At 73.4% G+C, this 24,643-nt stretch carries 21 protein-coding genes and 1 pseudogene; 7 read left to right on the forward strand and 15 right to left on the reverse strand.

The features are described 5' to 3' along the window. The first annotated feature begins 7 nt into the window (after positions 1 to 7). A complete protein-coding gene (locus tag OHB01_RS28035) occupies positions 8 to 1,729 on the forward strand; it encodes an amylo-alpha-1,6-glucosidase (protein ID WP_328854195.1) in 1,722 nt (573 codons plus the stop codon). 126 nt (positions 1,730 to 1,855) lie between these two features. Beyond that, a complete protein-coding gene (locus OHB01_RS28040; RefSeq protein WP_328854196.1) occupies positions 1,856 to 3,382 on the forward strand; it encodes a serine/threonine-protein kinase in 1,527 nt (508 codons plus the stop codon). Here the strand turns inward: OHB01_RS28040 and OHB01_RS28045 are convergent. Further along, positions 3,369 to 3,857, reverse strand: a complete 489-nt coding sequence (locus OHB01_RS28045) for an Lrp/AsnC family transcriptional regulator (protein ID WP_142648401.1) — start codon at positions 3,855 to 3,857, stop codon at positions 3,369 to 3,371. The genes OHB01_RS28040 and OHB01_RS28045 overlap by 14 nt on opposite strands. A gap of 163 nt (positions 3,858 to 4,020) precedes the next feature. Here OHB01_RS28045 and OHB01_RS28050 point away from each other — a divergent pair, with 163 nt between their 5' ends. From OHB01_RS28050 to OHB01_RS28060, 3 genes are all read left to right on the forward strand, one after another. After that, complete coding sequence (locus OHB01_RS28050) at positions 4,021 to 7,530, forward strand: indolepyruvate ferredoxin oxidoreductase family protein (protein WP_260617311.1); 3,510 nt, start codon at positions 4,021 to 4,023, stop codon at positions 7,528 to 7,530. Next, positions 7,527 to 8,666, forward strand: coding sequence for an acyl-CoA dehydrogenase family protein (locus OHB01_RS28055; RefSeq protein WP_142648402.1), 1,140 nt, complete (start codon positions 7,527 to 7,529; stop codon positions 8,664 to 8,666). Before OHB01_RS28050 ends, OHB01_RS28055 begins: the two co-directional genes overlap by 4 nt. Positions 8,667 to 8,772: 106 nt before the next feature. Next, entirely contained in the window at positions 8,773 to 9,348 is a 576-nt protein-coding gene (locus OHB01_RS28060; protein WP_142648403.1) for an NADPH-dependent FMN reductase, read from the forward strand. Here OHB01_RS28060 and OHB01_RS28065 read toward each other — a convergent pair whose 3' ends face one another. The 12 genes from OHB01_RS28065 to OHB01_RS28120 all read right to left on the reverse strand — a co-directional run bounded on the left by OHB01_RS28065 (position 9,349) and on the right by OHB01_RS28120 (position 20,585). Continuing rightward, positions 9,349 to 10,086 (reverse strand): VOC family protein, encoded by a 738-nt coding sequence (locus OHB01_RS28065; protein ID WP_328855868.1) that lies wholly within the window; start codon positions 10,084 to 10,086, stop codon positions 9,349 to 9,351. A 2-nt stretch (positions 10,087 to 10,088) separates the two neighbouring features. Next, entirely contained in the window at positions 10,089 to 10,712 is a 624-nt protein-coding gene (locus tag OHB01_RS28070; protein WP_142648404.1) for an HAD-IA family hydrolase, read from the reverse strand. 10 nt (positions 10,713 to 10,722) lie between these two features. Then, positions 10,723 to 11,805: an MSMEG_0565 family glycosyltransferase gene (locus OHB01_RS28075; protein ID WP_142648405.1), complete on the reverse strand. Its 1,083-nt coding sequence runs from the start codon at positions 11,803 to 11,805 to the stop codon at positions 10,723 to 10,725. Then, the gene (locus OHB01_RS28080; RefSeq protein WP_142648406.1) at positions 11,802 to 12,638 is read right to left on the reverse strand and encodes a carbon-nitrogen hydrolase family protein; all 837 of its coding nucleotides are present in this window, start codon (positions 12,636 to 12,638) and stop codon (positions 11,802 to 11,804) included. The genes OHB01_RS28075 and OHB01_RS28080 overlap by 4 nt, the downstream gene beginning before the upstream one ends. Next, the gene (locus tag OHB01_RS28085) at positions 12,635 to 13,489 is read right to left on the reverse strand and encodes a carbon-nitrogen hydrolase family protein (protein ID WP_328854197.1); all 855 of its coding nucleotides are present in this window, start codon (positions 13,487 to 13,489) and stop codon (positions 12,635 to 12,637) included. The genes OHB01_RS28080 and OHB01_RS28085 overlap by 4 nt, the downstream gene beginning before the upstream one ends. After that, positions 13,486 to 14,931 carry an MSMEG_0567/sll0787 family protein gene (locus tag OHB01_RS28090; protein WP_147945209.1) on the reverse strand — a complete coding sequence of 482 codons (1,446 nt, stop codon included), beginning with the start codon at positions 14,929 to 14,931 and terminating at the stop codon, positions 13,486 to 13,488. Before OHB01_RS28090 ends, OHB01_RS28085 begins: the two co-directional genes overlap by 4 nt. A 7-nt stretch (positions 14,932 to 14,938) precedes the next feature. Then, a complete protein-coding gene (locus OHB01_RS28095; protein WP_205830383.1) occupies positions 14,939 to 16,003 on the reverse strand; it encodes an MSMEG_0568 family radical SAM protein in 1,065 nt (354 codons plus the stop codon). A gap of 4 nt (positions 16,004 to 16,007) precedes the next feature. After that, positions 16,008 to 16,523, reverse strand: coding sequence for an MSMEG_0572/Sll0783 family nitrogen starvation response protein (locus OHB01_RS28100; RefSeq protein ID WP_142648409.1), 516 nt, complete (start codon positions 16,521 to 16,523; stop codon positions 16,008 to 16,010). Positions 16,524 to 16,551: 28 nt separating this feature from the next. Continuing rightward, a complete protein-coding gene (locus OHB01_RS28105) occupies positions 16,552 to 17,379 on the reverse strand; it encodes an amidohydrolase family protein (protein WP_205830384.1) in 828 nt (275 codons plus the stop codon). Positions 17,380 to 17,386: 7 nt separating this feature from the next. Next, positions 17,387 to 18,730: an MSMEG_0569 family flavin-dependent oxidoreductase gene (locus OHB01_RS28110; RefSeq protein WP_142648410.1), complete on the reverse strand. Its 1,344-nt coding sequence runs from the start codon at positions 18,728 to 18,730 to the stop codon at positions 17,387 to 17,389. 95 nt (positions 18,731 to 18,825) lie between these two features. Then, positions 18,826 to 19,977 carry an FAD-dependent monooxygenase gene (locus OHB01_RS28115; RefSeq protein ID WP_328854198.1) on the reverse strand — a complete coding sequence of 384 codons (1,152 nt, stop codon included), beginning with the start codon at positions 19,975 to 19,977 and terminating at the stop codon, positions 18,826 to 18,828. Beyond that, the gene (locus OHB01_RS28120; RefSeq protein ID WP_142648412.1) at positions 19,974 to 20,585 is read right to left on the reverse strand and encodes a TetR/AcrR family transcriptional regulator; all 612 of its coding nucleotides are present in this window, start codon (positions 20,583 to 20,585) and stop codon (positions 19,974 to 19,976) included. The genes OHB01_RS28115 and OHB01_RS28120 overlap by 4 nt, the downstream gene beginning before the upstream one ends. Positions 20,586 to 20,752: 167 nt before the next feature. Between OHB01_RS28120 and OHB01_RS28125 the strand changes: the two genes are divergently transcribed. Both OHB01_RS28125 and OHB01_RS28130 read left to right on the forward strand, forming a co-directional pair. Then, entirely contained in the window at positions 20,753 to 21,634 is an 882-nt protein-coding gene (locus OHB01_RS28125; RefSeq protein ID WP_205830385.1) for a DMT family transporter, read from the forward strand. A gap of 33 nt (positions 21,635 to 21,667) precedes the next feature. Further along, positions 21,668 to 21,937, forward strand: a pseudogene (locus OHB01_RS28130) (lytic polysaccharide monooxygenase); the annotation flags it as partial. A 53-nt stretch (positions 21,938 to 21,990) separates the two neighbouring features. On the opposite strand, the gene OHB01_RS28135 reads toward OHB01_RS28130, so the two are convergent. After that, positions 21,991 to 23,547 (reverse strand): M28 family metallopeptidase, encoded by a 1,557-nt coding sequence (locus OHB01_RS28135; RefSeq protein WP_328854199.1) that lies wholly within the window; start codon positions 23,545 to 23,547, stop codon positions 21,991 to 21,993. A gap of 162 nt (positions 23,548 to 23,709) precedes the next feature. Beyond that, complete coding sequence (locus tag OHB01_RS28140) at positions 23,710 to 24,597, reverse strand: D-alanyl-D-alanine carboxypeptidase family protein (protein WP_142648415.1); 888 nt, start codon at positions 24,595 to 24,597, stop codon at positions 23,710 to 23,712. Positions 24,598 to 24,643: the final 46 nt, after the last annotated feature.

Genomic DNA, 24,643 nt, shown 5'->3' on the forward strand with positions numbered 1-24,643 from the left:
CCTCTTCATGACCGTCGCCGCTTCAGGCCCGGTGTTCTCCCTGCGGGAAATCCCGTTCAGCTATCGCGGCTCCTGGTTCGGCTTCTCGCCGGTGGTCGCCCAGAACACCTACGCGCGGGACGTGCATCTGGTCTCCCATCAGACCGGCATGCATCCGATCCTGCGGCTGGCGCCGTCCGCGGACAGCGAGGTCACAGCCACGCCCCACCGGCTCACCTGGAGCCGCGCGGACGGCCGGATCGACCTCGCGTACGAGAACGCCGACACGGTGCGGCTGCGTGGCCGGGGCCTCGGGCTGAGCCTCCTGGCCGCCGACCCCGTCCTGACGCCGTTCAGCGGTCCGTACTTCTACCAGGACCCGGCGGACGGCTCGTTCGTCTTCACCGTCTACCAGACCGGCCGCCGCTACCGGGTGACGGTGCTCGCCGGGCAGGCCGAGGCGCGGGGCACGCAGGCGCTCGGCACCGCGGAGCGGGGCGTCGTGCTGAGCGGCGAGTGGGAGATCGCCGTCGAGGAGTACGAGACCGCCCGCGCCCCCTACACACGTACGGACGACTTCGAGCGGGTGGCCGAGGCGGCGCGGGCCGAGTTCGACGCGTTCACGGCGGCGGTCGCCCCCTGGCGCAGCGACCGGACGCCCGCGGCCGAGCTGGCCGCCTACGTCCTGTGGTCGGCGACCGTGCGCCCCGCCGGGTTCGTCACCCGGCCGGCCGTGCTGATGTCCAAGCACTGGATGGACAAGGTGTGGAGCTGGGACCACTGCTTCAACGCCATCGCCCTCGCGGACGGCCTGCCCGGCCTGGCGTGGGACCAGTTCCGGCTGCCCTTCGACCACCAGGACGAGGCGGGCGCGCTGCCCGACTCCGTCACCCACTCGGAGATCCTCTACAACTTCGTCAAGCCGCCCATCCACGGCTGGGCACTGCGCCACCTCCCGCCCGCCGCCGAGCCGGAGAAGGTCTACCGGCTGCTGGAACGCTGGACGGGATTCTGGCTCACGGCGCGGCGCGTCCCGGGCCGCGAACTGCCCCACTACCAGCACGGCAACGACAGCGGCTGGGACAACGCCACCACCTTCGACCCCGAACGCGTCGTGGAGACCGCCGACCTGGCCGCGTTCCTCGTCCTGCAGATGCGCGAGCTGGCCCGCCGCGCCCCGGACCCGTCCGCGGCGGCCCGCTGGTCCGGCGCCGCCGACCGGATGCGCGACGCGCTGCTCGCCGAGCTGTGGACGGGGGACCGCTTCGTCGCCCGTGGAGCGCGCTCCGGGCGCACCTGGCCGAGCTCCAGCCTGCTCGACCTCATGCCCATCGTGCTCGGCGACGAGCTCCCCGAGCCGGTGCACACGGCGCTCGCCGCACGCATCGCCGCGCACCTGACCGCGTTCGGGCCCGCCACCGAGCACCCCGAGTCCGAGCACTACCAGGACGACGGCTACTGGCGGGGGCCGATCTGGGCCCCCTCGACAGTGCTCATCGAGGACGGCCTGCGCCGCGCCGGGCACGCCGAGCTCGCCGACGAGATCAGCGCCCGTTTCCGCGGGCTCTGCGAGCGGTCCGGTTTCGCGGAGAACTTCGACGCGCGCACCGGCGAGGGGCTGCGCGACCGCGCCTACACCTGGACGGCCAGCGCCTACCTCATCCTCGCCGCCGCCCATGAGAGGCGACACGAGCAGCGAGGCGAACGGCGACACGAGCAGCGGGCCCAGCCGGCGGACACCCCCGCGTAGTCGCCGCCCCGTCACGTCCTGTTCACGGGGTTCCGGCCGTTCTCACCTGGCCTGCCCGAGAGGATAGGTTGGCTCCCGATCATCAGGGGCGCGCGTGGCCATGAGGGCCATGAGGAGGTGCGGGACGTGGTGCCGTCCACGCTCGGCGGGCGTTACGAGCTGGAGGAGCTGATCGGCCAGGGCGGGATGGGCGAGGTCTGGCGCGGCCGGGACCTGCGGGCGCACCGTCCCGTGGCGGTGAAGATCCTCACGCCGCAGGTCGCCGGGGTCGCCTCGCGGGAGCGCTTCGCCCGCGAGGCCAGGGCCGCCGCCCGCGTCGTCCACCCGAACGTGGTGACGGTGCTCGACGTGGGCGAGCAGGACGCGCGGCCCTACCTGGTGATGGAGCTGCTCACCGGCCGCAGCCTGGCCGCCGAGCTGCAGGACCGGGGCAGCTATGGCGTGGCGGAGGCGTGCCACCTCATGAGCCAGGCCGCCGCCGGCCTGGACGCCGCGCACCGCGCCGGGGTCGTGCACCGGGACGTCAAACCCGCCAACCTGCACCTCACCGCGAGCGGCTTGCTCAAGGTGGTCGACTTCGGCGTCGCCCAGGTGGCGACCGAGGCGGCGCGGCTGACCATGGTGGGCACCGTCGTCGGCACCGCCGCCTACCTGGCTCCCGAGCAGATCGACGGCAGGGGCGGCGGCTCCGCCTGCGATCTCTACGCGCTGGGGTGCGTCTGCTACGAGCTGCTGTGCGGGCACCCCCCGTTCACCGGGTCGGCCCCCGAGCTGGTTTATCAGCACATCCACCAGGCCCCGGTGCCGCCCGGCCGGCACCGGCCCGACATCCCCGCCGAGCTGGAGCGCCTGATCATGGCGCTGCTGGCCAAGGACCCCGCCGCCCGGCCCGCCGACGCCGAGGTCGCCCGCCGGATCCTCGCGGCCGTCGCCCTTTCGGCCGGACGGCCGGCGTGGGAGGCGGGAACGCCCGCTCCGCCTCCGGCACCGTACGCCGGCGGCGCGCGGGCGGGCGACACGGCGCTGCTCGACGCCCCGCTGCTCGACACCCCGCCGCCCGTCGGCCCGGCGGGCCGTACGGCGGGGATGTCGCCCGAGCGGCGCACGCTCCTCCGGCTCGGCGCTGCGGTGGCGGGACTCGCCGTGGTCACGATCGGGGTGGCGGCCCTGTCCGACGGCGGAGGGCAGGCGGAGCCCGCGGCCGCGGCGCCCAGCCCCACCGGGACGTCACCGGGGAGGGTCTCGCCCAGCCCGACGCGGGCGACCAGGACACCGTCACCACGGCCATCCTCCGAACCATCCCCGAAACCGTCCTCGATACCGTCCCCGAAGCCGTCTCCCACGCCGCCCGCACGCCCCGTCTACCGCAACTACCAGGAGTGGCTGGCCGCCTTCGAGCACGCCCTGCAGGAGCAGGAGCGGCGGGGCGGCATCGAGCCGAGGCTGGCCCGCGACGCCCACGAGGCGATCAGGAAGACGGCCAGGGACATGTCCAGAGGCCCGGGCAGAGGCCGGGGAGGAAACAGGAGCGACAAGGCCGCGCGGCGCGTCCGCGACATCCTGATCAAGCTCCGGCAGGCGCGTCAGGCCGGCAGGATCGCCGACGGCCCGCTGGTCGACTTCCTGAACGCCACCGGCATCAGCGGGCGGTAGGACCGGAAGGACGACGACTGAGGTCCTCGACCGGCCCGAGGTCGCGGGTCCACGTGCCGAGCACGAGCAGGGTCTTGGTGCCGGTCACGTCGCCCGCGCGGCGCAGGCGGTCGATGACCTGCTGGAGGTGCCCGAGGTCGCGGACCCGGACGTGGATGAGCGCGTCCGGGTCTCCGGCGATGGTGAACACCTCCTGCACCTCCGGCACGTCCGTGGCGGTACGGACGATCTTGCCGACCGGGGTCGTGCCCGGATAGCGCAGCTCGGTGAACGCCTCGATGCCCCAGCCGAGCTTGGCGTAGTCGATCCGCACGGTGAAGCCCGTGATGACGCCGATCTCCCTCAGGCGGTCGACCCGCCGCTTGACGGCGGCCACCGACAGGCCGATCTCGGCGGCCATCTCGGAGAACGTCCTGCGCCCGTCCTCGCGCAGCAGGCGCAGCAGCCGGTGGTCGATGTCGTCGATCTCCGCCATGGCATCTCCCTCTCCGACCCGCGCCGACGCAAAGAACCGTAGCCGCCCGAGGCGGACTTCTCCATCTTTTTGCGTCTTATCGGCCGGTTCTCGCGTGATGCTTGCGCGTACGCCCAGAGGGTTGGTGTGCTGTGGGTCACTCCCCGACCCCAGGAGGTTCGCCGTGTCCAGGCCTCCCGTCACGCTCGACGACAAGTACGCCGCCGAGCGCGGCACCGTGCTGATCTCGGGCGTCCAGGCCCTCGTACGGCTGACGCTGGAGCAGCGCCGCCTCGACGCGGAGCGCGGGCTGGACACCCGGGTCTTCGTCTCCGGATATCCCGGCTCGCCGCTGGGCGGGGTCGACCTGGAGATGGCCAGGGCCGCGCGGTTCCTCGAGGAGGCGGGCGTGGTGGCCCGGCCCGGCCTCAATGAGGAGCTCGCGGCCACGGCGGTCGCGGGCACCCAGCTCCTCGCCCAGGTGCCGGGCCGCAGGCACGAGGGGGTGACCGGGTTCTGGTACGGAAAGAACCCGGGCCTCGACCGGGCCGCCGACGCGATCCGGCACGGCAACCTCGCCGGCACCGCGCCGCTCGGCGGGGCGGTGGCGTGGATCGGCGACGACCCCGGCAGCAAGTCGTCGACCGTGCCCAGCTCGTGTGAGCCGATGTGCCAGAGCCTGTCGATGCCGCTGCTCGCCCCCGGCTCCGTGGCGGAGGTCGTCGAGCTCGGGCTGCACGCGGTGGCGCTGTCGCGGGCCACCGGCCTCTGGGCCGGGCTGAAGATCGTCGCCGACGTCGCCGACTCCTCCGCCACCGTCGACCTCGGAGCGTTGCGCGAGACCATCCGCACCGGCGTCCCGGCGCCGGAACGCGTGGACCGCGGGGCACCGCCCACCCTGGTCGGCCCGGCCTCGCTGGAGGCCGAGCACGACATGCTCACCCGCAGGCTCGGCCTGGCCCGCGCGTACGCCCGCGCGCACGGCCTCAACCGGGTGACCCACGACGCGCCGCGGGCCACGACGGGCCTGCTCGCGTCTGGCACCTCCTACGCCGTCGTCCTGCGCGCGCTCGCCGATCTCGGCCTGGACGAGGCCGCGATGGACCACCTCGGCCTGCGGCTCATCCGGCTCGCCATGCCGTTCCCGCTCGCGTACGACGATCTCGCCGCCATGACCGACGGGCTCGACCGGGTGCTCGTGGTGGAGGACAAGGTGCCGTTCCTGGAAGGGCACCTCAAGCAGGCGCTGTACGACACCGGTCAGCGTCCCGACGTCCTCGGCCGGGAACTGCTGACCGCGCGCGGCACGCTCGGCGCGGAGGACGTGGCCGGGGCGCTCGCCACCTGCCTCGGTCCGGACCGCCTTCCCCGGCAGGCGGCCGTCCTCACGCGCGGCCCGGCCACCGGCAGGGAGAAGCGCCGTCTGCTCCCGCTGGTCGCCGCCCGCACGCCGTACTTCTGCTCGGGCTGCCCGCACAACGCCTCCACGCGCGCCTCCGACGACACGCTGGTGGGCGCGGGCATCGGCTGCCACGCCATGATCGCCCTGGACGGGAACGGGCGCGGCAGGCAGGTCGGCATGACGCAGATGGGAGGCGAGGGCGCCCAGTGGTTCGGCCTTGCCCCCTTCACCTCCGACCGCCACTTCACCCAGAACCTCGGTGACGGCACCTTCCACCACTCCGGTTCCCTGGCCATTCGTGCCGCCGTCGCGGCCGGCGTCTCGATGACCTACAAGCTGCTCTACAACGACGCCGTGGCGATGACCGGCGGGCAGCGCGCCGAGGGCCGCCTCGATGTCCCGGCGCTGACGCGGTCGCTGGCCGCCGAGGGCGTGCGCCGGATCGTGGTCACCACGCCGGAGCCGGAGACCTACCGCGCCGTCCGGCTGGCCCCGATCGCGTCCGTACGGCACCGCGACGATCTCGCGGAGGTGGAGAAGGAGCTCGCCGCGATCGACGGGGTGACCGTGCTGATCCACGACGATCGCTGCGCGGCCGAGGAACGGCGGCTGCGTAAACGCGGCAAACTGCCCACGCCGACGGCCAGGGTCGTGGTCAACGAGCGGGTGTGCGAGGGCTGCGGCGACTGCGGGGACGCCTCCACCTGCCTGTCCGTGCAGCCGGTGGAGACCGAGTTCGGCCGCAAGACCCGCATCCACCAGGCGTCGTGCAATTCCGACCTGAGCTGTCTCAAGGGCGACTGCCCGTCGTTCCTGCTCGTCGAACCAGGTCCCCGGACTTCGCGTCCGGTGCCCGGACCGCCGCCGGTGACGCTGACCGAGCCCGTGTCGCGCTTCCCGGACCGCTCGGTGCTGCTGCGGATGCCCGGCATCGGCGGCACGGGCGTGGTGACCGTCTCGCAGATCCTGCAGATGGCCGCCCACCTCGACGGCCTGCACGCCGCCGGGCTCGACCAGACCGGGCTGGCCCAGAAGGGCGGCCCGGTCGTCAGCGACGTGCGGATCTCGCCGCGGCCGATCACCGGCTCGGTCCGCGCCGCCCGCGGCACCGCCGACGTCCTCGTCTGCTTCGACGTGCTCGGCGCCGCCGCCGACGACACCCTCGCCGTCGCCGCTCCGGGGCGCACGGTCGCCGTGGTGAACACCGCGATCGTGCCCACGGCCGCCATGGTCACCGGCCGCGCCGCGCTCTCCGGGCCCGGGGACGCGGTCGCCCGCATCGCGTCGGCCACCGCCTCGGAGGACGTCCTGCACCTGGACGCCGGGGCGCTGTCGGAGGCGTTGTTCGGCGACCACATGCCCGCCAACCTCGTGCTCGTCGGCGCGGCCTACCAGCACGGCTGCATCCCGATCTCGGCCGACGCGATCGAGAGCGCCATCCGCCTCAACGGTGGTTCCAGCAGTGCAGCCGTGGAGCAGAACCTGGCCGCCTTCCGCTGGGGGCGCGCCGCCGTGATCGACCACGAGGCCGTGTCCCGGGCCGCGTTCCCGGCTGTGTCCCGGGCCGCGTTCGGGGCCGGCTTCCCCCGGCAGGAGACGGCCGCGCCGCCCGTCGCCGACGGGCTGGAGGAGACCCTCGCCGTACGCATCGCCGACCTGACCGGCTACCAGAACGCCGCCTACGCCCGCTCGTACGAAAAGGACGTGCGCGAGGTGGCCGCGCTGGCCGCCGAGCGGGCGGGGGAGGAGGCCGGCGCGCGCATCGGGCTCGCGTACGCCCGGGGGCTGCACAAGCTCATGGCCTACAAGGACGAGTACGAGGTCGCCCGGCTGCACCTCGACCCGGTGGAACGGGCCCGGCGCGAGCGGGAGTTCGGCCCCGGGGCCACCGTGTCGGTGCTGCTGCATCCGCCGCTGCTGCGGGCGATGGGCCTCAAGCGCAAGATCAGGCTGCGCCGGTCGGCCGGGGTCGTGTTCCGCGGGCTGCGGGCCGCCCGCGTGCTGCGCGGCACCGCGTTCGACGTGTTCGGGCACGCCGCCGTCCGCCGGGTGGAGCGTACGCTGGTCGTGGAGTATCGCGAGCTGATGCGGCGCGCGCTCGACCGGCTCACCCCCGCGACCGCCGCGGCCGTCGCGGAGATCGCCGCCCTGCCGGACCTGATCCGGGGGTATGAGGACATCAAGCTCGCCCGTGTCGCGGAGTTCCGCGACCGCGCCGCCACCCTTCTCGCCGAGCTGAACGAGCCCGCCCACGAGTCCGCCCACGAGCCCTTCCTCCAGGAGTCATCGTGACCGTCGACCGCCTGCTGCCCGGCGAGGACGCCCGGGACCTCATCGACCTGACCCGTGAGATCGCAGACAAGGAGCTCGCCCGCCGCGTCGACGAGCACGAGCGCGCGGAGACCTATCCCGAGGGCCTGTTCGCCACGCTCGGCGCCGCCGGGCTCCTCGGCCTGCCCTACCCGGAGGAGTACGGCGGCGGAGGCCAGCCGTACGAGGTGTATCTGCAGGTGCTCGAGGAGCTGGCCGCCCGGTGGGCCGCCGTCGCGGTCGCGGTCAGCGTCCACACGCTCTCGTGCCTGCCCCTGGCCGTGTACGGCACGCCGGAGCAGCGGGAGCGCTGGCTGCCCGACATGCTCGCCGGGCGGCGGATCGGCGGCTACAGCCTGTCGGAGCCCCAGGCCGGGTCGGACGCGGCGGCCCTGACCTGCAAGGCCGAGAAGACGGAGGGCGGCTACCGGATCACCGGCACCAAGGCGTGGATCACCCACGGCGGCCTGGCGGACTTCTACGCGCTGTTCGCCCGCACCGGCCCCGGCCAGCGCGGCGTCTCCTGCTTCCTCGCCCCCGGTCACGCCGACGGCCTGACCTTCGGCCGCCCCGAGGAGAAGATGGGCCTGCACGCGATCCCCACCACCACCGCCCACTGGGACGGCGTGCTGATCGACGCCGACCGCCTCATCGGCGAGGAGGGGCAGGGCCTGCCCATCGCCTTCGGCGCGCTCGACTCGGGCAGGCTGGGCATCGCCGCCTGCGCCGTCGGCCTCGCCCAGGCCGCGCTCGACGAGGCCGTGGCGTACGCCAAGGAGCGCGAGACGTTCGGCAAGAAGATCATCGACCATCAGGGGCTCGGGTTCCTGCTCGCCGACATGGCCGCCGGGGTGGACTGCGCCCGGGCGACCTATCTCGACGCGGCCCGCCGCCGCGACGCCGGCCTGCCGTACAGCAGGCAGGCCAGTGTCGCCAAGCTCGTCGCGACCGACACCGCGATGCGGGTCACCACCGACGCGGTCCAGGTCTTCGGCGGGTACGGCTACACGCGCGAGTTCCGCGTCGAGCGCTACATGCGCGAGGCTAAGATCATGCAGATCTTCGAGGGCACCAACCAGATCCAGCGCCTCGTCATCAGCCGCCATCTCGCCCGCTGAGATCTACCTGCGGAGCGGGAAGCCACACGCCTCGGCCGGTGTTCTTAACGATCACGGCATACTATTAGGGGCGTTATGCCCCGTTTCGTGATGTTTTGGGGGAATTGTGGCTAAGCCCGTTCTGCAGATCGTCATCGCCAGCACGCGTCCCGGGCGCGTCGGACTGCCGGTGGCGGAGTGGTTCCACGAGCGCGCGGTCGCCAAGGACGCCTTCGAGGTCGAGCTCGTCGACCTCGCCGAGGTGAACCTGCCGTTCATGGACGAGCCCAACCACCCGCGGCTCCGGCAGTACGTCCACCAGCACACGAAGGAGTGGAGCGCCACTATCGAGCGCGGCGACGCGTTCGCGTTCGTCACGCCGGAGTACAACTACGGCTTCAACGCCGTGCTGAAGAACGCCCTCGACTTCCTGCACCACGAGTGGCACTACAAGCCGGTCGGATTCGTCAGCTACGGCGGCGTCGCCGCGGGCACGCGGGCGGTGCAGATGCTCAAGCAGGTCGTCACCACGCTCAAGATGGTGCCCGTGTTCGACGCGGTCTCCATCCCCTTCGTCACCCAGTTCCTCGACGAGGAGGGCCGCCTGCACCCCAACGACGTGATGAACACGGCGGCGGACACGATGCTGGATGAACTCGCCCGGCTCGCCCCCGCGCTGCGGCACCTGCGCCCCGCCGCCTGATCACGTCTCCGGGTCGCGCTCGGTGAGGCAGTAGATCCCACCGGCCGGGTCGCGCATGACGATCCAGCGCCGCCCCCGCGCCACGAACGCCGCGCCGTGCCGCTCATGCAGCGCGCGGGCGGCCTCGGGGTCGGCGCAGGCCAGGTCGACGTGGGCCGACCGGCCGGGCCCCTCGCCGAGCCGCTGCAGCAGGATCCGCACCGGCATTCCCGGCGCGGCCAGCACCGTGAACTCGGGCAGCGACCCGGGACGCGGGGACCATCCGGTCAGCGCCGCCCAGAAGGCCACCTCCTCCTCGTACGCGCCGGGGGCGATGTCGAGGCAGACCTGGTCGAGGCGGGTGCCGGCGAAGACGGGCGGCCGCCGTGCCGATGTCGTGCCTCCTACGGGGACCTCTCCGGGGACCTCTCCGGAGACGAGACAGAACGCCCTGCCCTCCGGGGAGCGCAGCACCGCCCAGTCGCCGTGGTCGGCGGCGACGGCGGCGCCGAGCGCCTCGGCCCTGGCCACGGCCGCCCGGACGTCGCCCACCTCCAGATCGAGGTGGGCGCCGCCCCCGTCGCCCACGGCCTGGATCTTCACCCAGGCGTCGCCCGACTCGGGCAGCAACGTGGCGAACTCCCCGTCGTCGCCCCGGCGCGGGGACAGACGCGTGCCGGTCACGGCGGTCCAGAACGCCGCCGCCTCCTCGAACCGCTCGCATGGCCGGTCCACGAAGGCCAGCACCCGCCGCACCATCGTCACGAAGCCTCCTCGAACAGCGGGAGCAGCGCCTTCTCCAGGTCGGCCGGGGCGCGGTAGAGCAGCGCGGTCATACCGAGGGCCGAAGCCGCCCTGACGTTCTCCGGCCGGTCGTCGGCGAACAGGCAGCGCTCCAACGGCGCTCCGGCGCGACCGGCGGCGATCTCGAAGATCCGCGGGTCGGGCTTGGCCACCCCCACGTCGTAGCTGCTCACGACGTGATCGAAGGCGTCGTGCAGCTCCAGCTCGCGCAGGTGGGCGGCCAGCTCGGAGGTCGCGTTGCTGACGAGCACGACCGGGACGCGGGCGCGTGCCCGCGCGAGCAGCGCGACGACCTCCTCGTCCACCCAGGTGCGGGCGGCCACCCATTCGGCGGCCAGCGCGCTCGCCCGTGCGGCCGAGCCAACCAGCCCGGCGAGGACGGGAACCGCCGACTCCAGCCACTCCTCGCGGGTCACCAGCCCGGTCAGGGCCGGGACCGCCAGCGCCGACTCGCCGGTCACCCGGGCCACCGTCCCCGGCTCCACCCCGTACGCCCGCTCGATCTCCGCCTGCCGGCCGAGATCGACGAACTTCAGGACTCCGTCGAAGTCGCACAGCACCGCGTCGAATTCCCTGGTCACAAATCCGAGCCTAAGACGCGAGCGACTCGTACAGCGCGATGTGCCGTTCGGCGGCGGCCTGCCAGGTGTGCCGGGCGGCCAGCTCCCGCCCCGCCGTACGCCTGCGGGGATCGGGGGAGGCGAGGGCGTCGGCGAGCTCGTCGGCGAGCCCGGCGGGCGTGACGGCGAAGCGCGCGGCGCAGCCGAAGACCTCACGCAGGACCGGCAGGTCGCGCATCACCAGCGGGACGCCCGCCGCCAGGGCCTCCATCGCGGCGAGGCCGAAGCCCTCCTTCACCGACGGGAAGGCGAAGGCGGCGGCGCCCGCAACGAGCGGCGGCAGTTCCGCGTCGGGGACCGGGCCGAGCACCAGCGGCTCGACGCCCAGCTCCGCCGCCCGCGCATCCCACCGCGCCCGGTAGTCGCGGTAGTCGAAGAGCGTCTCGCCTCCGGCGATCACCAGCCGGATGTCCGGGCGCGCGTCCCGCAGCAGCGCGTACGCCTCCAGCAGGTCGAGCGAGCCCTTGCGCGGCTCGATGCCGCCGACCGTCAGCACGTAGGCGCCCAGCCACCCGCGCCACCGCGCGACGGCCGCCGGGTCGGCGGACGCGAAGCGCTCGTACGCCACGCCGTTGGGGATCACCGTCGCCGCGATGTCCCACCCGGCCTTGAGCTCGGCCGCCACCGCCTCCGACACGCAGACGTGCGCGTACGGCGTGACGATGGCGCGCTCGTGACAGACGGCCAGCTCCGTGGTGGTGAAGTGGTCCACGTGGTGAACCGTCCGCACGCAGTGGCCCGCCGCGTTGGCGCTGATGCAGTCCTGGGCGTGCACGACGTCATAGGAGGCCGCCTCCGCGGCGAACGCCCCGCGCAGCACCGCGATCGACCGCAGCACCCGCGGCCCGACGCCCTCCCCGGGGATGTCGGGGAACGGCACGACGCGCAGCCGGACGGCGGGATCGACCGGGCGGAAGAAGCCGGAGTCGCCGCCCCGGCCGAGCGTCCACACCGTCACGTGCTGTCCCGCCGCCGCGAGCGCCTCGGCGAGGGCGAGGGTGTGCACGACCCCGCCGCGTGGCCGGGTCGAGTAGCTGAGCAGGGCGATTCTCACGCACGCACCTCCCGGTAGACGCCCGGCCTGCGCTCGTGCAGGTGATGGAGGATCCGCCGGGCGCGGTCGATCTCGGCGGCGACGTCGAGCTCGGCCACCGCCAGCCCGGCCTTCGACCAGGTGCGGGCGAGCACGTCGCCGCCCGGCCCGACGACCTTGGCCTGGCCGAGGAACCGCATGCCGCCCATCACCCCCGTCTGGTTGGAGGAGGCGAGCACGACCTGGTTCTCGGCGGCGCGCGCCTGGTCGTACAGGTCGAACAGCCGCGACTGCCGGTCCTGGGCCATCCGGGGCGCGCGGTTGGTGACGCTGGCGGGCCAGGCCGACAGGCAGGCCAGGATCTGCGCGCCGTCGAGCGCGAGGCTGCGGGCCGACTCGGGGAAGGTCTTGTCGTAGTCGATCAGCATGCCGATCCGCCCGGCCGGGGTGTCGAAGGCGTCGAACCGCTCGCCCGGGGCGTAGGCCGCGGTCTCGCCCGCGGGCAGGTGCACCTTGCGGTGCAGGCCGAGCACACCGTCGCCGCTGACGCACACCGCCGCGTTGTAGCGGACGTCGCCGCCGTCCTCGCAGAAGCCGACGCACACCACCATCTCGGCGGCCAGCGCCGCCACCCGCGCGATCGCCGGGTCGTCCGGCTTCAGCGCGGGCGGCAGCGCCTCGGGGTCCGGCCTGCGCAGGTCGGCGAGGTAGCCGCCGAGCGCGGCGTCGGGCAGCACGAGCAGCCGGGCGCCCGCGGCTCGGGCGTCGCCGATCAGCTTGGCGATGCGGGCCAGGTCGAAGGCGAGGTCGCGGCCGAAGTGGGCGGCCGCCGCGGCGATCCGCAGAACGCTCACCCCGCGAGCCCCGCCGTGCCGTACGCCGTCCCGTATGCCTCCGGCCGGCGGTCGCGCAGATGGCCCATCGACCGGCGCGCGGTCTCCAGCGCCCGCGGCACGTCGATCTCGGCGACGGCCATGCCCGGCCCGACGCCCGTGGCCGAGACGATCTCGCCGCCGGGGTCCACGACCTTGGCGCTGCCGACGAAGCGCAGCGACCCGAACGTCCCGGCCTGGTTGGCAGACAGCCACACGATCTGGTTCTCCAGCGCCCGCGCCCGGTCGAACAGGTCGAAGCGCCGCTTCCAGCGGTCGCGCTCCAGATCGGGTGCCGCGTTCGTCCGCGAGCCCGGCCAGGCCGACACGCACACCCCGATCTGCGCGCCGTCGAGGGCCAGCGCGCGGGCGGCCTCCGGGAACGCCTTGTCGTAGCAGATCATCATGCCGATCCTGCCGACGGGCGTGTCGAAGGCATGGAAGCCGTCGCCCGAGGCGTAGCTGGCGTTCTCGCCGAGCGGCTGGTGCACCTTGCGGTGGTTGCCCAGCACGCCGTCGCCGCTGACGCACACCACGCTGTTGTAGCGGGCGTCGCCGCCGTCCTCGCAGTAGCCCGCGATCACGACCATGTCACCGGCCAGCGCGGCCAGCCGCCGGATCTCCGGGCCGTCCACGGCGAGCGGGGGCGGCCCGGCGTCGGCGGCGTCGCCGTCCAGGCTGAGCAGGTAGCCGCCGAGGCACGCCTCGGGCAGCGCGAGGAGCCGTACGTCCTCGTTGCGGGCCTCCTTGACGAGGCGTTCGACGATCGCGACGTCCTCGCCGAGGTCGCGGCCGAACGCGGCGGACACCGCCGCCATGCGCAGGGCGCTCACGCGGTCCCCAATCCGGTCACCGGGCCGCCGACGGCCTCCGTGACCTCTCCGTCGGGCCAGCGCAGCGAGACGCCGCGGCCGGTGGTCAACTCCCCGCACACCGCCGAGACGGCCGGTCCCGCCGGGGGCGCGGACGCGCCCGGCTGGTCCGCCGTGAGCATCGCGAAGCCGGGGAAGCAGGTGAGCCAGTCGCCCATGGAGGCGGCCGCCGGGCGCGGCACCGCGGCCACGTCCAGCACGGCCGCGCAGCCGCCCGCCTCGGCCAGCATGCCGAGCGTGCCGGCGATCCCGGCCATCGACACGTCCTTGGCGGCGGCGGGGCGGCCGGCCGCGACCGCGCCGAGCATCGCCCGCAGCTCGTCCGTACGCCGGGAGGTGGTCGAGTCCCATTGGCGGCCCCGATATCCGGCGCGCCAGCCGCCGCCGAGGTCGGCCGTGAGGCGCACGGCGTGGCCGGGGCGTCCGCCGCCGCCCGGCACGGGACGCGCGGCGCGGCCGAGGGCCGTCACCGACAGCGCGGCCGGCACCCCGAGCTGCGTGTGCCCGCCGAGCACCGGCACCCCGTACGCGCGGGCGGCCCGCGCCAGGCCGTCCAGCACCCGGGCGGCGTGCGCGGCGCCGGGGGCGGCGAGCGCGTCGAGCAGCCCCACCGGGGCGGCGCCCATCGCGGCCAGATCGTTGAGGTTGACCAGGACCGAGCACCAGCCTGCCCATTCCGGGTCGCGTTCGACCATGGACGGCACGATGGCGTCGCAGGCGGCGACCAGGTCGCCCCCGGGCACCGGCGCAGCGTCGTCGCCGACGAAACCCGGGCCGCCCAGGGCGTGCGGGCCCTGCCCGGCGAGGACGGCGAGCAGCGGCCCGAGCGCCGACTTGGCCGCTGCCGCCTGTCCCTCGATCCGGCCGATCGGGTGGCGCATCAGCACGTGCGGCGCACCCGCGACCGTCACCGGCCGCACCCGGGCCCAGCCGAGGCGGCGGAAGAACGCCTCGGCCCTGACCTGCACGGTCGCCTCGAACCGCAGCACGCCCTCCGCCTCGGCGCGGGCGCAGGCGGCCCGCACCAGCGCCGCGCCCACCCCCATGCCGCCAGATCCACGCGCCGCGACCAGCCGCCCGCCCGTCCACCAGCCGATGTCGGGGCCGTCGCAGGCCGGTCCGAGCCGAACGCCGCCGACCACCGTGCCCGCCGCGTCCCTGGCCACCAGCGTGATCGTGCGGGGATCGTCGTCCCTGTCGTCGAGGTCGTGCCCTTCGAACAACCCCTGCTCCCGGACGAACGCCTCGTGCCGCAGCCGCCGGTAGGCCCGGACGGCGGCGGCGTCGGCCTGCTCGATCCGGATGGGCGGCCGCCGGGCCAGCGTGCTGCGGTCGCCGAGCAACGCGAGGATGTCCTGCGCCTCTTCCCGTGCAGGCGCCTGGGTGTCGCCGTCGAGGAGCATCGTCGCCTCACCCGCCCGCCGCGCTCAGCACGCCGCACGCCCCGCACGCGGCGCAGCCCGCCCCCTGGTCCGCGCCGCGCATGCCGGCCGCGCGCAGCAGCGCCGCCACACCCTCGGTGACGTACGTCAGCAGGCCGGCATCGGGGGCGCCGATCCCGTCACGGGCCGCGAGCGTGCCCCGCATCGGGCGGAACGGGACCACGAAGGGGTAGACACCCCGCTGGATGAGACGGCCCGCGCCCGCGATCAGCTCGTCGGGGTCCTCACCCAGCCCCACCAGCAGGTACGTCGAGACGCGGTTGCGCCCGAACACCCGGACCGCCTCGTCCCAGGCGGCCTCGTATTCGGCGAGCGGCACCGACGACTTGCCCGGCATCCAGCGCCGCCGCACCTCCTCGTCCAGCGACTCCACGTGGATGCCGATCGCGGTGGCCCCGGCCTCGCGCAGCGCGCCGATCCAGGCCAGGTCGCCCGGCGGCTCGCACTGCACCTGGATCGGCAGGCGCGGCACGGCGTCCAGCACGGCCCGCACGCACCGCGCCAGCGTGCGCGCGCCGCGATCGGGCCCGGTGGTCGTGCCCGTGGTCATCACCATCTGGCGTACGCCGTCGAGCCGCACCGCCGCCTCCGCCACCTCGGCGAGCTGGGCGGGCGTCTTCGCGGCGACCGTGGCGCCCGACCGCAGCGACTCCTCGATCGTGCAGAAGCGGCACCGGTCGGCCTCGCCATACCTGATGCACGTCTGCACGACGGTCGTGGCGAGCACGTCCGCGCCGTGCAGCCGGGCGATCTTCTCGTACGGCACGCCGTCCGCGGTGGTCAGGTCGTAGAACCTCGGCCGCCGCACGGGCACCAGGGAGACCCCGGTGTCCTGGTCGCCGAGCCAGACCATGCCGTCGCGCACCGTGTAGGGGCTGCCGGGATCGATGGGCAGCGCCGCGCCCACGCCGTCGACCAGGACGTGGCCGTCGCCGCTGGGCCCCGCGCCGTCCGGCCGGCGTACGGGCGTGTCGAAGGCCACGCCGCGCAGGGCCAGCTCGGCGCGGGTCATGATCCGCAGATCGACGGTCACGGCACTACAGCTGGTAGGTGGAGTTGATGATGGCGCCCTTGCGGGCGTAGTGGATCAGCGCGTCCTGCACGTCGAGCGGGTGGGTGGGGATCACGCCCTCGATGAGGTCCTCCTCGCGGGCGCCGTGCAGCGACAGGCCGAACCGGCAGCAGTAGACCTTCCCGCCCTCGGCGATGAACGTCTTGAGCTGGTTGTTGATGTTGTGCTCGCCAGGGAACGCCGAGTTGCCGGTCGTCGGGAAGCCGCGGGTGGCCAGGCAGTTCAGCGAGCCCGGGCCGTAGAAGTAGATGGCGGTCTCGAAGCCCTTGCGCAGTGCCCGGGTGGCCTGCAGCACGGCCACGAAGCTGACCGACGACTCGTGCGCGATGCCGTGGACGAGCGTGAAGTACGACTCGCCGTTCTCGGCCTTGTAGTCGGGGAAGACCTTGGTCGTGCCGTAGATGGTGGAGCCCTCGGGCAGGGACGGGTGGGGGATCTCCTCGATGCTCTTCTTCTCCAGGTCGGTCATGTCGACGGTCATGTGCTTCTCCTTGCGTAGGTGAGCGGGGTCAGGTGTAAAGGGAGGCGAAGGTGCCGCGGAAGACGAGCGCGCCCAGCTCGCCGTCCCCGGCCGCGGCGCGCATCCGGGCGTGCTCGCCCGCGAAGTCGCCCCACGGCTGGTCACTGGCGAACAGCACGCGGTCGTGCCCGATGCCGCGCCGCTCGATCTCCCCGGCCAGCCAGTACGGCGCGAAGCCGATGGCCCAGGACAGATCGGTGTAGACGCGTTTGCCGGCCGCGATCCAGTCGAAGAACCGGGAGCCGGCCAGCTTGATGTGGCCGCTCATCCCGCCGCCGAAGTGCACGAGGTGCACCGGCACGCGGTCGGCGTACCACTCGACCAGGTGTCCGACCTCGTCGACGTCCGAGGCGGCGCCGGGCGAGGTGTGCACGTGCACCACCAGCCCGTGGCGTTCGGCGGCGGCGAAGATCCGGTCGAGCCCCGGACGGCAGGCGGGGTCGGCCGGCCGTCCGCCGAGCAGGAAGCTGAGCTTCAGCGCCCGGACGCCCCGCTCGCCCGCCAGGGCGAGGGCGCGGGTGGTGCGTTCCTCGTCGCGCGGCAGCGGCGAGACCCACAGCCCCGCGCGGATCCGGTCGTCGGCCTGCGCCGCCTCCAGGACGAGGTCGTTGAGCGCGAAGGCGACCGCCGGGTCGGGCACGCCGTAGTTGGGCAGCACCAGCGCGCGCTCCGTGCCCTCCGCGTCGAGGTCGGCGATCAGCTGCTTGACCGTGGCCCGCGCGGTCACGTCGGGGTTCACCGCGGGGCCGCCGTAGAAGGGATGGGCGGGCAGCACGCCGATGTGCCGGTGCGCGTCGCAGATCATGTCGGAGGTCATCGGCTTCTCACCCGACCGGAAGCGCGGGGGAGAGCTCGGCGGGCGCGCCGGTCAGCGCGCCGCAGACGTCGGCGAGCCGCCGCGACGCCTCGATGTGACCGGCCAGGAACTCGGCGTCCCGGCCCACCGCCTCGAACCGGCCGGAGCCCCAGGTGTGCTGCCAGGGCAGACCGAGGAAGTACAGCCCGGGACAGCTCGTCACGCCGCGCCAGTGCATCGGATAGCCCCGGCCGTCGAAGGCGGGGATCTCGATCCAGCGGTGGTCGCGGGTGAACCCGGTCGCCCAGACGACCGAGGTGATCCCGGCCGCCGCCGGGTCGAGGGCGCGTACCGGCTCGCCCGGTTCCCACACGGGCACGTAGCGGGGCTCGGCGGGGGCGTCGATGCCGCGATCGGCGATGTACGCGTCGATGGCGTCCTTGATCCCCTCGGCCACCGCGTCGGCCCTGTCGAGGTTGTCCTTGAGGTCGTCCGCGAACTCCAGCGTGGTGCCGGTGACGCCGGTCAGCCGGCCGTACAGGCGCATGCCGTCGCGGGCGAAGGCCCGCAGGTCGATGTCGCGCCCGCCGTCGCGTCCGGTGACGTAGTGGTTGGCCCGCAGGCGTACGGCGTCCGCGTCGTCGAACTCGTCGATGGTCCTGGCGTAGTGGCCCATGTCGTGCAGCCACGCCACGCAGTCCCGGCCCCGGTAGAAGCGGGCGACCCGGGGCGCGCTCCCGACGGCGAGGTGGACCCGCCGCCCGGCCAGATGCAGGTCTTCGGCGATCTGGCAGCCCGACTGCCCGGTGCCGATCACGAGCACCGCGCCCTCGGGAAGTTGTCCGGGACGGCGATACCGCGAGGAGTGGACCTGCGTGATCTCCGCGGGCAGCCGCTCGGCCAGGCGGGGTACGGCGGGCGCGTGGTAGGGGCCGGTGGCCACCACGACCTGGTCGGCGGTCAGATCCCCGGCGGTGGTCGCGAGCTCGAACGTCCCGCTCGCGGCCCTGCGTAATCGTGTGACGCGCACGCCCTCGGCGAGCGGGGGACCGAAGGAGGCGGCGTAGTCCTCCAGATAGCGGACGATCTCCTCCCGGACCATGAAACCGTCCGGGTCGGGCCCGCGATAGGGGAAGCCCGGCAGGTCGCACTGCCAGTTGGGGGTGACCAGGCAGAAGGAGTCCCAGCGGCGCTCACGCCACTCGTGGCCGATCCGCCGTGCCTCGATGACGACATGCTCGATGCCGCGCCGGCCCAGGCAGTGGCTGATCGACAGCCCGGCCTGGCCGCCGCCGACGACCGCGACCGGATAGTGGGCGCCGGCGATCCGCGGTGTGCCGGCCGGTGTGCTGGGCTCTGCCGCCGATTCCATGACGGCTACTTCAGTCCGCCCGGATTACCGGACCACGGCATCCGGAATAAAACTCCGTTACCAGTGCGTCACACCGCGTGATGCCGTCCGGTGCGTCATGTGATCAGGCGGTGCCCGCCGGGGGTGAAGGAGTTCATGAAGAGCCGGTCTGCCCCGGGAAGGGAGGCCAGCCGGAGCATCCAGTCGCGGGCCGTGATGCGCAGGCGGCTCGGTGGCGCCATCCAGGGGAGGAAGCGGCGGCCGAACGCCTGGACGTCGGTGACGACCGGCCGCATGCGCGCCGCGTACCGATCGAGCGCGGGGGACAGGTCACCGGAGGAGGCCGCGCGCAGCTCGCCGGCGAGCACCCACGCCGCGGCCACCGCGAGCGACGCGCCGTGCCCGGCGAACAGAGAGACCGCCTGGCAGGCGTCGCCGAGCAGGACCACCCGGCCGCTGCTCCACTGCGGCGCCTCGACCTGGGTGACCTGGTCGTAGTACAGCTCCGGTGGCTGCGGGCACCTGCCCAGGACCTCGGGCATGATCCAGCCGAGATGCCCGAAGTGCTCGCGCAGCGAGGCGGCCGGATCGGCGGGAACGGCGGGGTCGGGCTCGTGGCGCAGGAACAGCAGGGCGAGCCGGTCCTCGCCCACCGCGTAGGCGCCGGCCATCAGATGCGGCACGGTCAGCATCCGGTAGCGCGGGCCGACGAGCCGGCTGAGGTCCTCGTCCTCGACCACGTACGCGGCGACGTGGTGGCCGAGATAGCGGATGAAACGCTCCTCGGGGCCGAAGACCAGCTCCCTGACCCGCGAGTGCACGCCGTCGGCGCCGACCAGCAGGTCCGCCTCGCGCCGGGTGCCGTCGGTCAGCTCGACCTCGACGCCGCTGTCGTCCTGCCGGACGGCCGCGACCGTCGTGCCGTACCGCACCGGCGCGCGCACCTGCTCGGCGAGCACGCGGGCGAGGTCGCCCCGCAGCAGGCTGACCACCTCGGCGAAACCGGCCTTGACGACGAGACGGCTGGTCTCCCGTCCGGAGCCGTCGACGTAACCGATCTCGTTGACGGGGTGACGGACCTCCTCCAGCCCGGGGCGTAGCCCCATCCGCTCGGCCGCCTCCAGCCCCGGGCCATAGAAGTCGATCATGTATCCGCCCTCGCGGAACACCGGGGCGCGCTCGACCAGTTCGACGCCCCAGCCGTCGCGCTCCAGGTGCCAGGCCAGGGCCGTGCCCGCTATCCCGGCGCCGCAGACGATCGCTTTCATGTCCCGCTGCCCTCCTCGTGTCGATCCGTTCGATCCGTTCGATCCGTACGCACCAGCGCCCGCAGCGGCCCGGCCAGAGCGGTGAAATCGAGATCGGGGTCGAGCCCGCGGTGCAGCATGAGGCCGTCCACCGCCGCGACCAGGACCGCGGCGACGGCGTCGGCGTCATCGGCGTGGCCGCGATCCCGCAGCCAGGAGGCGATCTGCGTGCGGGAGTCGGCGACGATCTCGTGCAGCCGGTCGCGCAGCTCGGGCAGCCGGGCGGCGGCCAGGTACATCTCGACGAGCAGCAGCGAGGCGGGATCGGTGCCCGTGTAACGGGACAGCTCGCCCAGCAGCCACTCGACGCCGGTCTCGGGATCGGGCTGCTCCGCCAGCCGCGCGGTGAGCTCCTCCAGCATCATGCGCGCGACCCCGGTCGAGGCCGCGATCAGCAGATCGGGCAGCGACGCGAAGTGGTAGTGCACCACCCCGGGGGCGACCCCGGCACGCTCGGCCACCATTCGCGTGCTGACCGCGCCCCAGCCGGCCTCGGCGATCAGGGCCGCGGCCGCGCCGAGCAGCCGTTGCCGCGTGGTCCTGCCCCGGTCCGCGGATGCCTCCGCCATCTCTCCGTGCTCCCCCCTGGGCGCTCGCCTTGAACGATTGCCTTGGACGCTCGCCTTGGACGAATGATTTGGACGATTGACCAAAACCATATCACCGGACATGAGGCCGCTGTGGCGGGGGATGGGCGGATACATGACCGCCACCGCCGCCGAGGGGAGTGACCGACGTGATCGTCACGGTGCTTCTCGGCCTGGCGGCCGCGGCCCTCCTCGGCCTTGGCTGGGTCGCGCAGCAGCACGTCGCCTACACCGAGCCGCTGGGCGAGATGCTGCACGTGCGCCTGCTGTTCGACCTGGCGCGCAAACCGGTGTGGCTGGCGGGGATCGGCGCGATGGTCGGCGGGCAGGTCCTCGGCGCACTGGCCCTGCAACGTGCCGACGTGGCCTCAGTGGAGCCGCTTCTGGCGACCAACCTCATCTTCGCCCTCGCCGCGGCGGCCCTGTTCTACCAGGAGCGCCTGGGCGCGGCGGAGTGGCTGGGCGCGGTGCTGGTCAGCGGTGGCGTGGCCGCCTTCCTCCTGGCCGGCCGCCCCCAGGGCGGCGGGATATCGGCGTCGGGCTCCATGGTGTGGATCGCCGTGCTGGTCGTGGCGGGCGTGGCCGCGGGCATGGTCGCCGTGGCGCTGCGGGCGCCCCTGCAGACCAAGGCGATGCTGCTCGCCGCCGCCGCGGGGGCGCTGTACGGCCTCCAGGACGCGCTGACCCGCGGGTCCCTGCTGACGCTCGCGGAAGGACCGGCGGCGCTGTTCACCTCCTGGGAGCCCTACCTGCTGCCCGTGATCGCCGTGACCGGCATCCTGCTCAACCAGAGCGCGTTCGACGCCGCGCCGCTGCGGGTCTCGCTGCCCGCCACCACGGCGACCGAGCCGATCGTCGGCATCGTCCTGGGCGTCGCGATGTTCGGCGAGCGCCTGCGCGTCGATCCCCCGGCCCTCGCCGGGGAGGTCGGCGGTCTGGTGGCGCTCGTGGTGGGCATCGTGATCCTCGGCCGCTCGCCGTTCCTGGCGAAGTCGGAGCAGGGCCAGCAGGCCTCGCCCGACCCCGGTTGAGTCGCGCTCGAAAGGGCACCGCGGAACGACTTCACGATCAAACTGTGGGACCAGGCCCATCACGGCGCCGGCTACCTGATGGTCTATGTCACCAAGCCGGGCTTCGCCCCGACCCGGCAGGCGGTGGGCTGGAACGACCTGCAGCTGCTCACCAAGACCGGGAGGTACGCCCCCGCCGACTGTTACCCGGTCGATCTCAGCGCCTCGGGCCGCAGCGGCCGGGCCGTGGTCTGCACGATCTGGCAGGCCTCGCACCTGGACCAGACGTTCTTCTTCTGCAGCGACGTGAACTTCACGAGCTGACACCCGGCGCGAAACGGGCCCCGCCGGACGTCGTCCGGCGGGGCCCGCGTGGTTCATCGCGTCGCGGCGGTGCCGCCCGCGGCGGCTGTGGTGGCCGCAGTGGTGCGCGCGGCGGCGGCGGTGGTGCGGTTGTCCGGGCCGGGCAGGTCGCGGCTGAAGGCGTAGACGGCCGCGGCGGTGGCGATCGCGCCGGTGTTCAGCGCGAGCGCCTTGTCGCTGATGTTGGCGATGGTGTCGCAGGCCTGGTGATAGCAGGGGTCGTACGCCTGGCCGGCGGTGCCGCCGAACATCGCCTGCTCCTCGGCCGTCTTGACGCCCTCGGCGCCGGTGAACGTCCCGCCGGACGGGATCCCGGCCGCGATGAAGGGCCCGTAGTCCGACCGTCCGTCGAAGTCGGTGCCGTTATGGCGCTGGTGGAGGGCGTCGAAGTACTTCTCGAAGAGCTTCTCGATCTCGGCGGAGCCCTCCGGCCCGGGACCCGCGCCGGTGGCGTCGGAGTCGTCACCGTCGTAGATCTTCAGCGCGTAGTTCGGGGAGCCGACCATGTCGAAGTTCAGGTACAGCTTGATCTTCGCCAGGTCGGCCGGGGACAGGCTCGCGACGTAGTGCTCGGCGCCGAGCAGGCCCAGCTCCTCGGCGCTCCAGAAGGAGAAGCGCAGCTTGTTGCGGGTCGGGATCTTGCCCAGCACCGTGGCGACCTCCAGGATCGCGGCGCTGCCCGAGCCGTTGTCGTTGATGCCGGGCCCGGCGAGCACGCTGTCGAGGTGCGCCCCGAGCTGCACCACCCTGTTCGCGTCGCCCCACCGGGAGTCGGCGATGACGTTGTGGGTCGTACGGATCTCGCTGGTGGTGTCGGTCGTCACGCGCACCGTGGTGCCGGCGGCCGACAGCTCCTGGCCGACGGCGAAGCTCACGCCCACGACGGGGATGTGCACGGTGGGCTCGCCCAGCGTGCCCTGCAGGGTGTCGGTGCGCCCGGGCTGGCCCTCGTTCATGATGATCACCGCGGAGGCGCCCGCGGCCTGCGCGTTCTCCGCCTTCACCTGGAAGGTGCAGGTGCCGCGCTGGACCAGCGCGACCGCGCCCGCGGGGAAGCCGGCGAAGTCGCTCGTCTCGCACCCGGAGGTCGACGCGTTGGCCTCGGGCCCGGGAGGCAGCATGAGGTCGACGTCGGCGACGGCGCCCGTGACGTCTCCCGAGCCGGAGTAGGTCATCGTGGCGAACTCGCCGACGCTGCTGCCGTCCGGCGGGGTGGGCGCGTACGTCTTGGGGGAGGGCGCGGTCCGCTGCAGGAGCGCGGTGGAGTTCTCCTTGAAGAACGGGAACTCGAACGCCTGCAGTTTCACCGTGTATCCGGCCTTCTTCAGCACTCCGGCGACGTAGTCGCGGGAGGCCGCGAAACCGGGGGTGCCGGCGGCGCGCGTGCCGCCGTTGGCGTTCGCGATGTCCTGCAGCTTGCGCAGGTGCTTCTTCACCGCCGACGCGACCACGGTCTGCGCGATCTTCCCGGGGTCGGGATCGGCGTTCGCCGGCGCGGCCGGCAGCAGGGGAAGCACGAGGGCGGACGTCGCGATGGCGACGGCGGCCCGCATGCCGAGCGAGGCGCGCATTGGGCTCTCCTTCGGGTCCAATGACGGTCCGAACGGTCTCAGTGGCCCACCCCCCGATGGGCACTGATCGGGAACTTAACTGGGTTTGACCGATACGGAAAGACCCTGTTTTCTGGCCCGCCGGGGTATTGCGCGCCCGCGCCCTGTTCTAGGTGGAGGGCTCTATGCGGAGGGCTGGGAGGTCAGGTTGTCGGTCGCCCAGTCGAGCAGCGTCTCGGCGGTGTCCCAGCGGCGGTTGGCCACGTTCTCGCCGAGGATGATCCCGATCAGCCGGTGGCCGTTCCGGTCGGCGGCGAACGCCAGGCAGAACCCGGCGGCGTCCGTGGAGCCGGTCTTCACGCCGATCGCGCCCGGCAGGCCGAGCATGTGGTTGGTGTTGGACCAGTCGTACCGGCCGTCGTCGGTCGAGTGCTCGCTGGTCGAGGTGACCTTCTTGAACACCGGGTTCTTCAGCGCGATCGCCGCGAGCCTGGCCTGGTCGCGCGCCGTGGAGTAGCCGTCGCCGTGGGACGTCGGGAGCCCGTCGGCGTTCACGTACAGGGTGTCCTTCAAGCCGAGCTGGCGTGCGGCGGCGTTCATCTTGTTCACGAAACCGGGCACGCCGGGGCCGTACACGCGGGCCAGGGCGTGCGCCGCGTCCGCGCCCGAGGGGAGCAGCAGGGCGTACAGCAGCTCGCTGACCGGCAGGGTGTCGCCGGCCTCCAGGTCGGCCGTCGAGCCGTCGTTGTCCCAGGCGTACTGAAGGTCCTCACGCTTGATCGTGACCTTGTCGTCGAGCTTGGCGTCCCGCAGCACGACGTACGCTGTCATGATCTTGGTGAGGCTCGCGACCGGCATGCGCTTGCCGGCGTTCTTGTCCAGCAGGTCCTGCCCGGTCGTGGCGTCCCACAGATAGACGGCCCGCCCGTGCACGGCCGGCGCGTCCGTGAAAACGTGCTGCGTCAGGCGGGGGGAGGCCGGGGTGGGAGCGGCGAGAGCCGGTGATGCCACCCCGGTGGCCAGGGCAAAGGCGACCATGGCGACACCAAGGGAGAACTTTGGGGCGAACATGCGAATCAGCGTGCCATGAATATTCGGGCAGGTAAGGCGAAAGTTC

The organism is Microbispora hainanensis, from assembly GCF_036186745.1.
In the GTDB taxonomy this organism is placed as follows: Bacteria; Actinomycetota; Actinomycetes; order Streptosporangiales; family Streptosporangiaceae; genus Microbispora.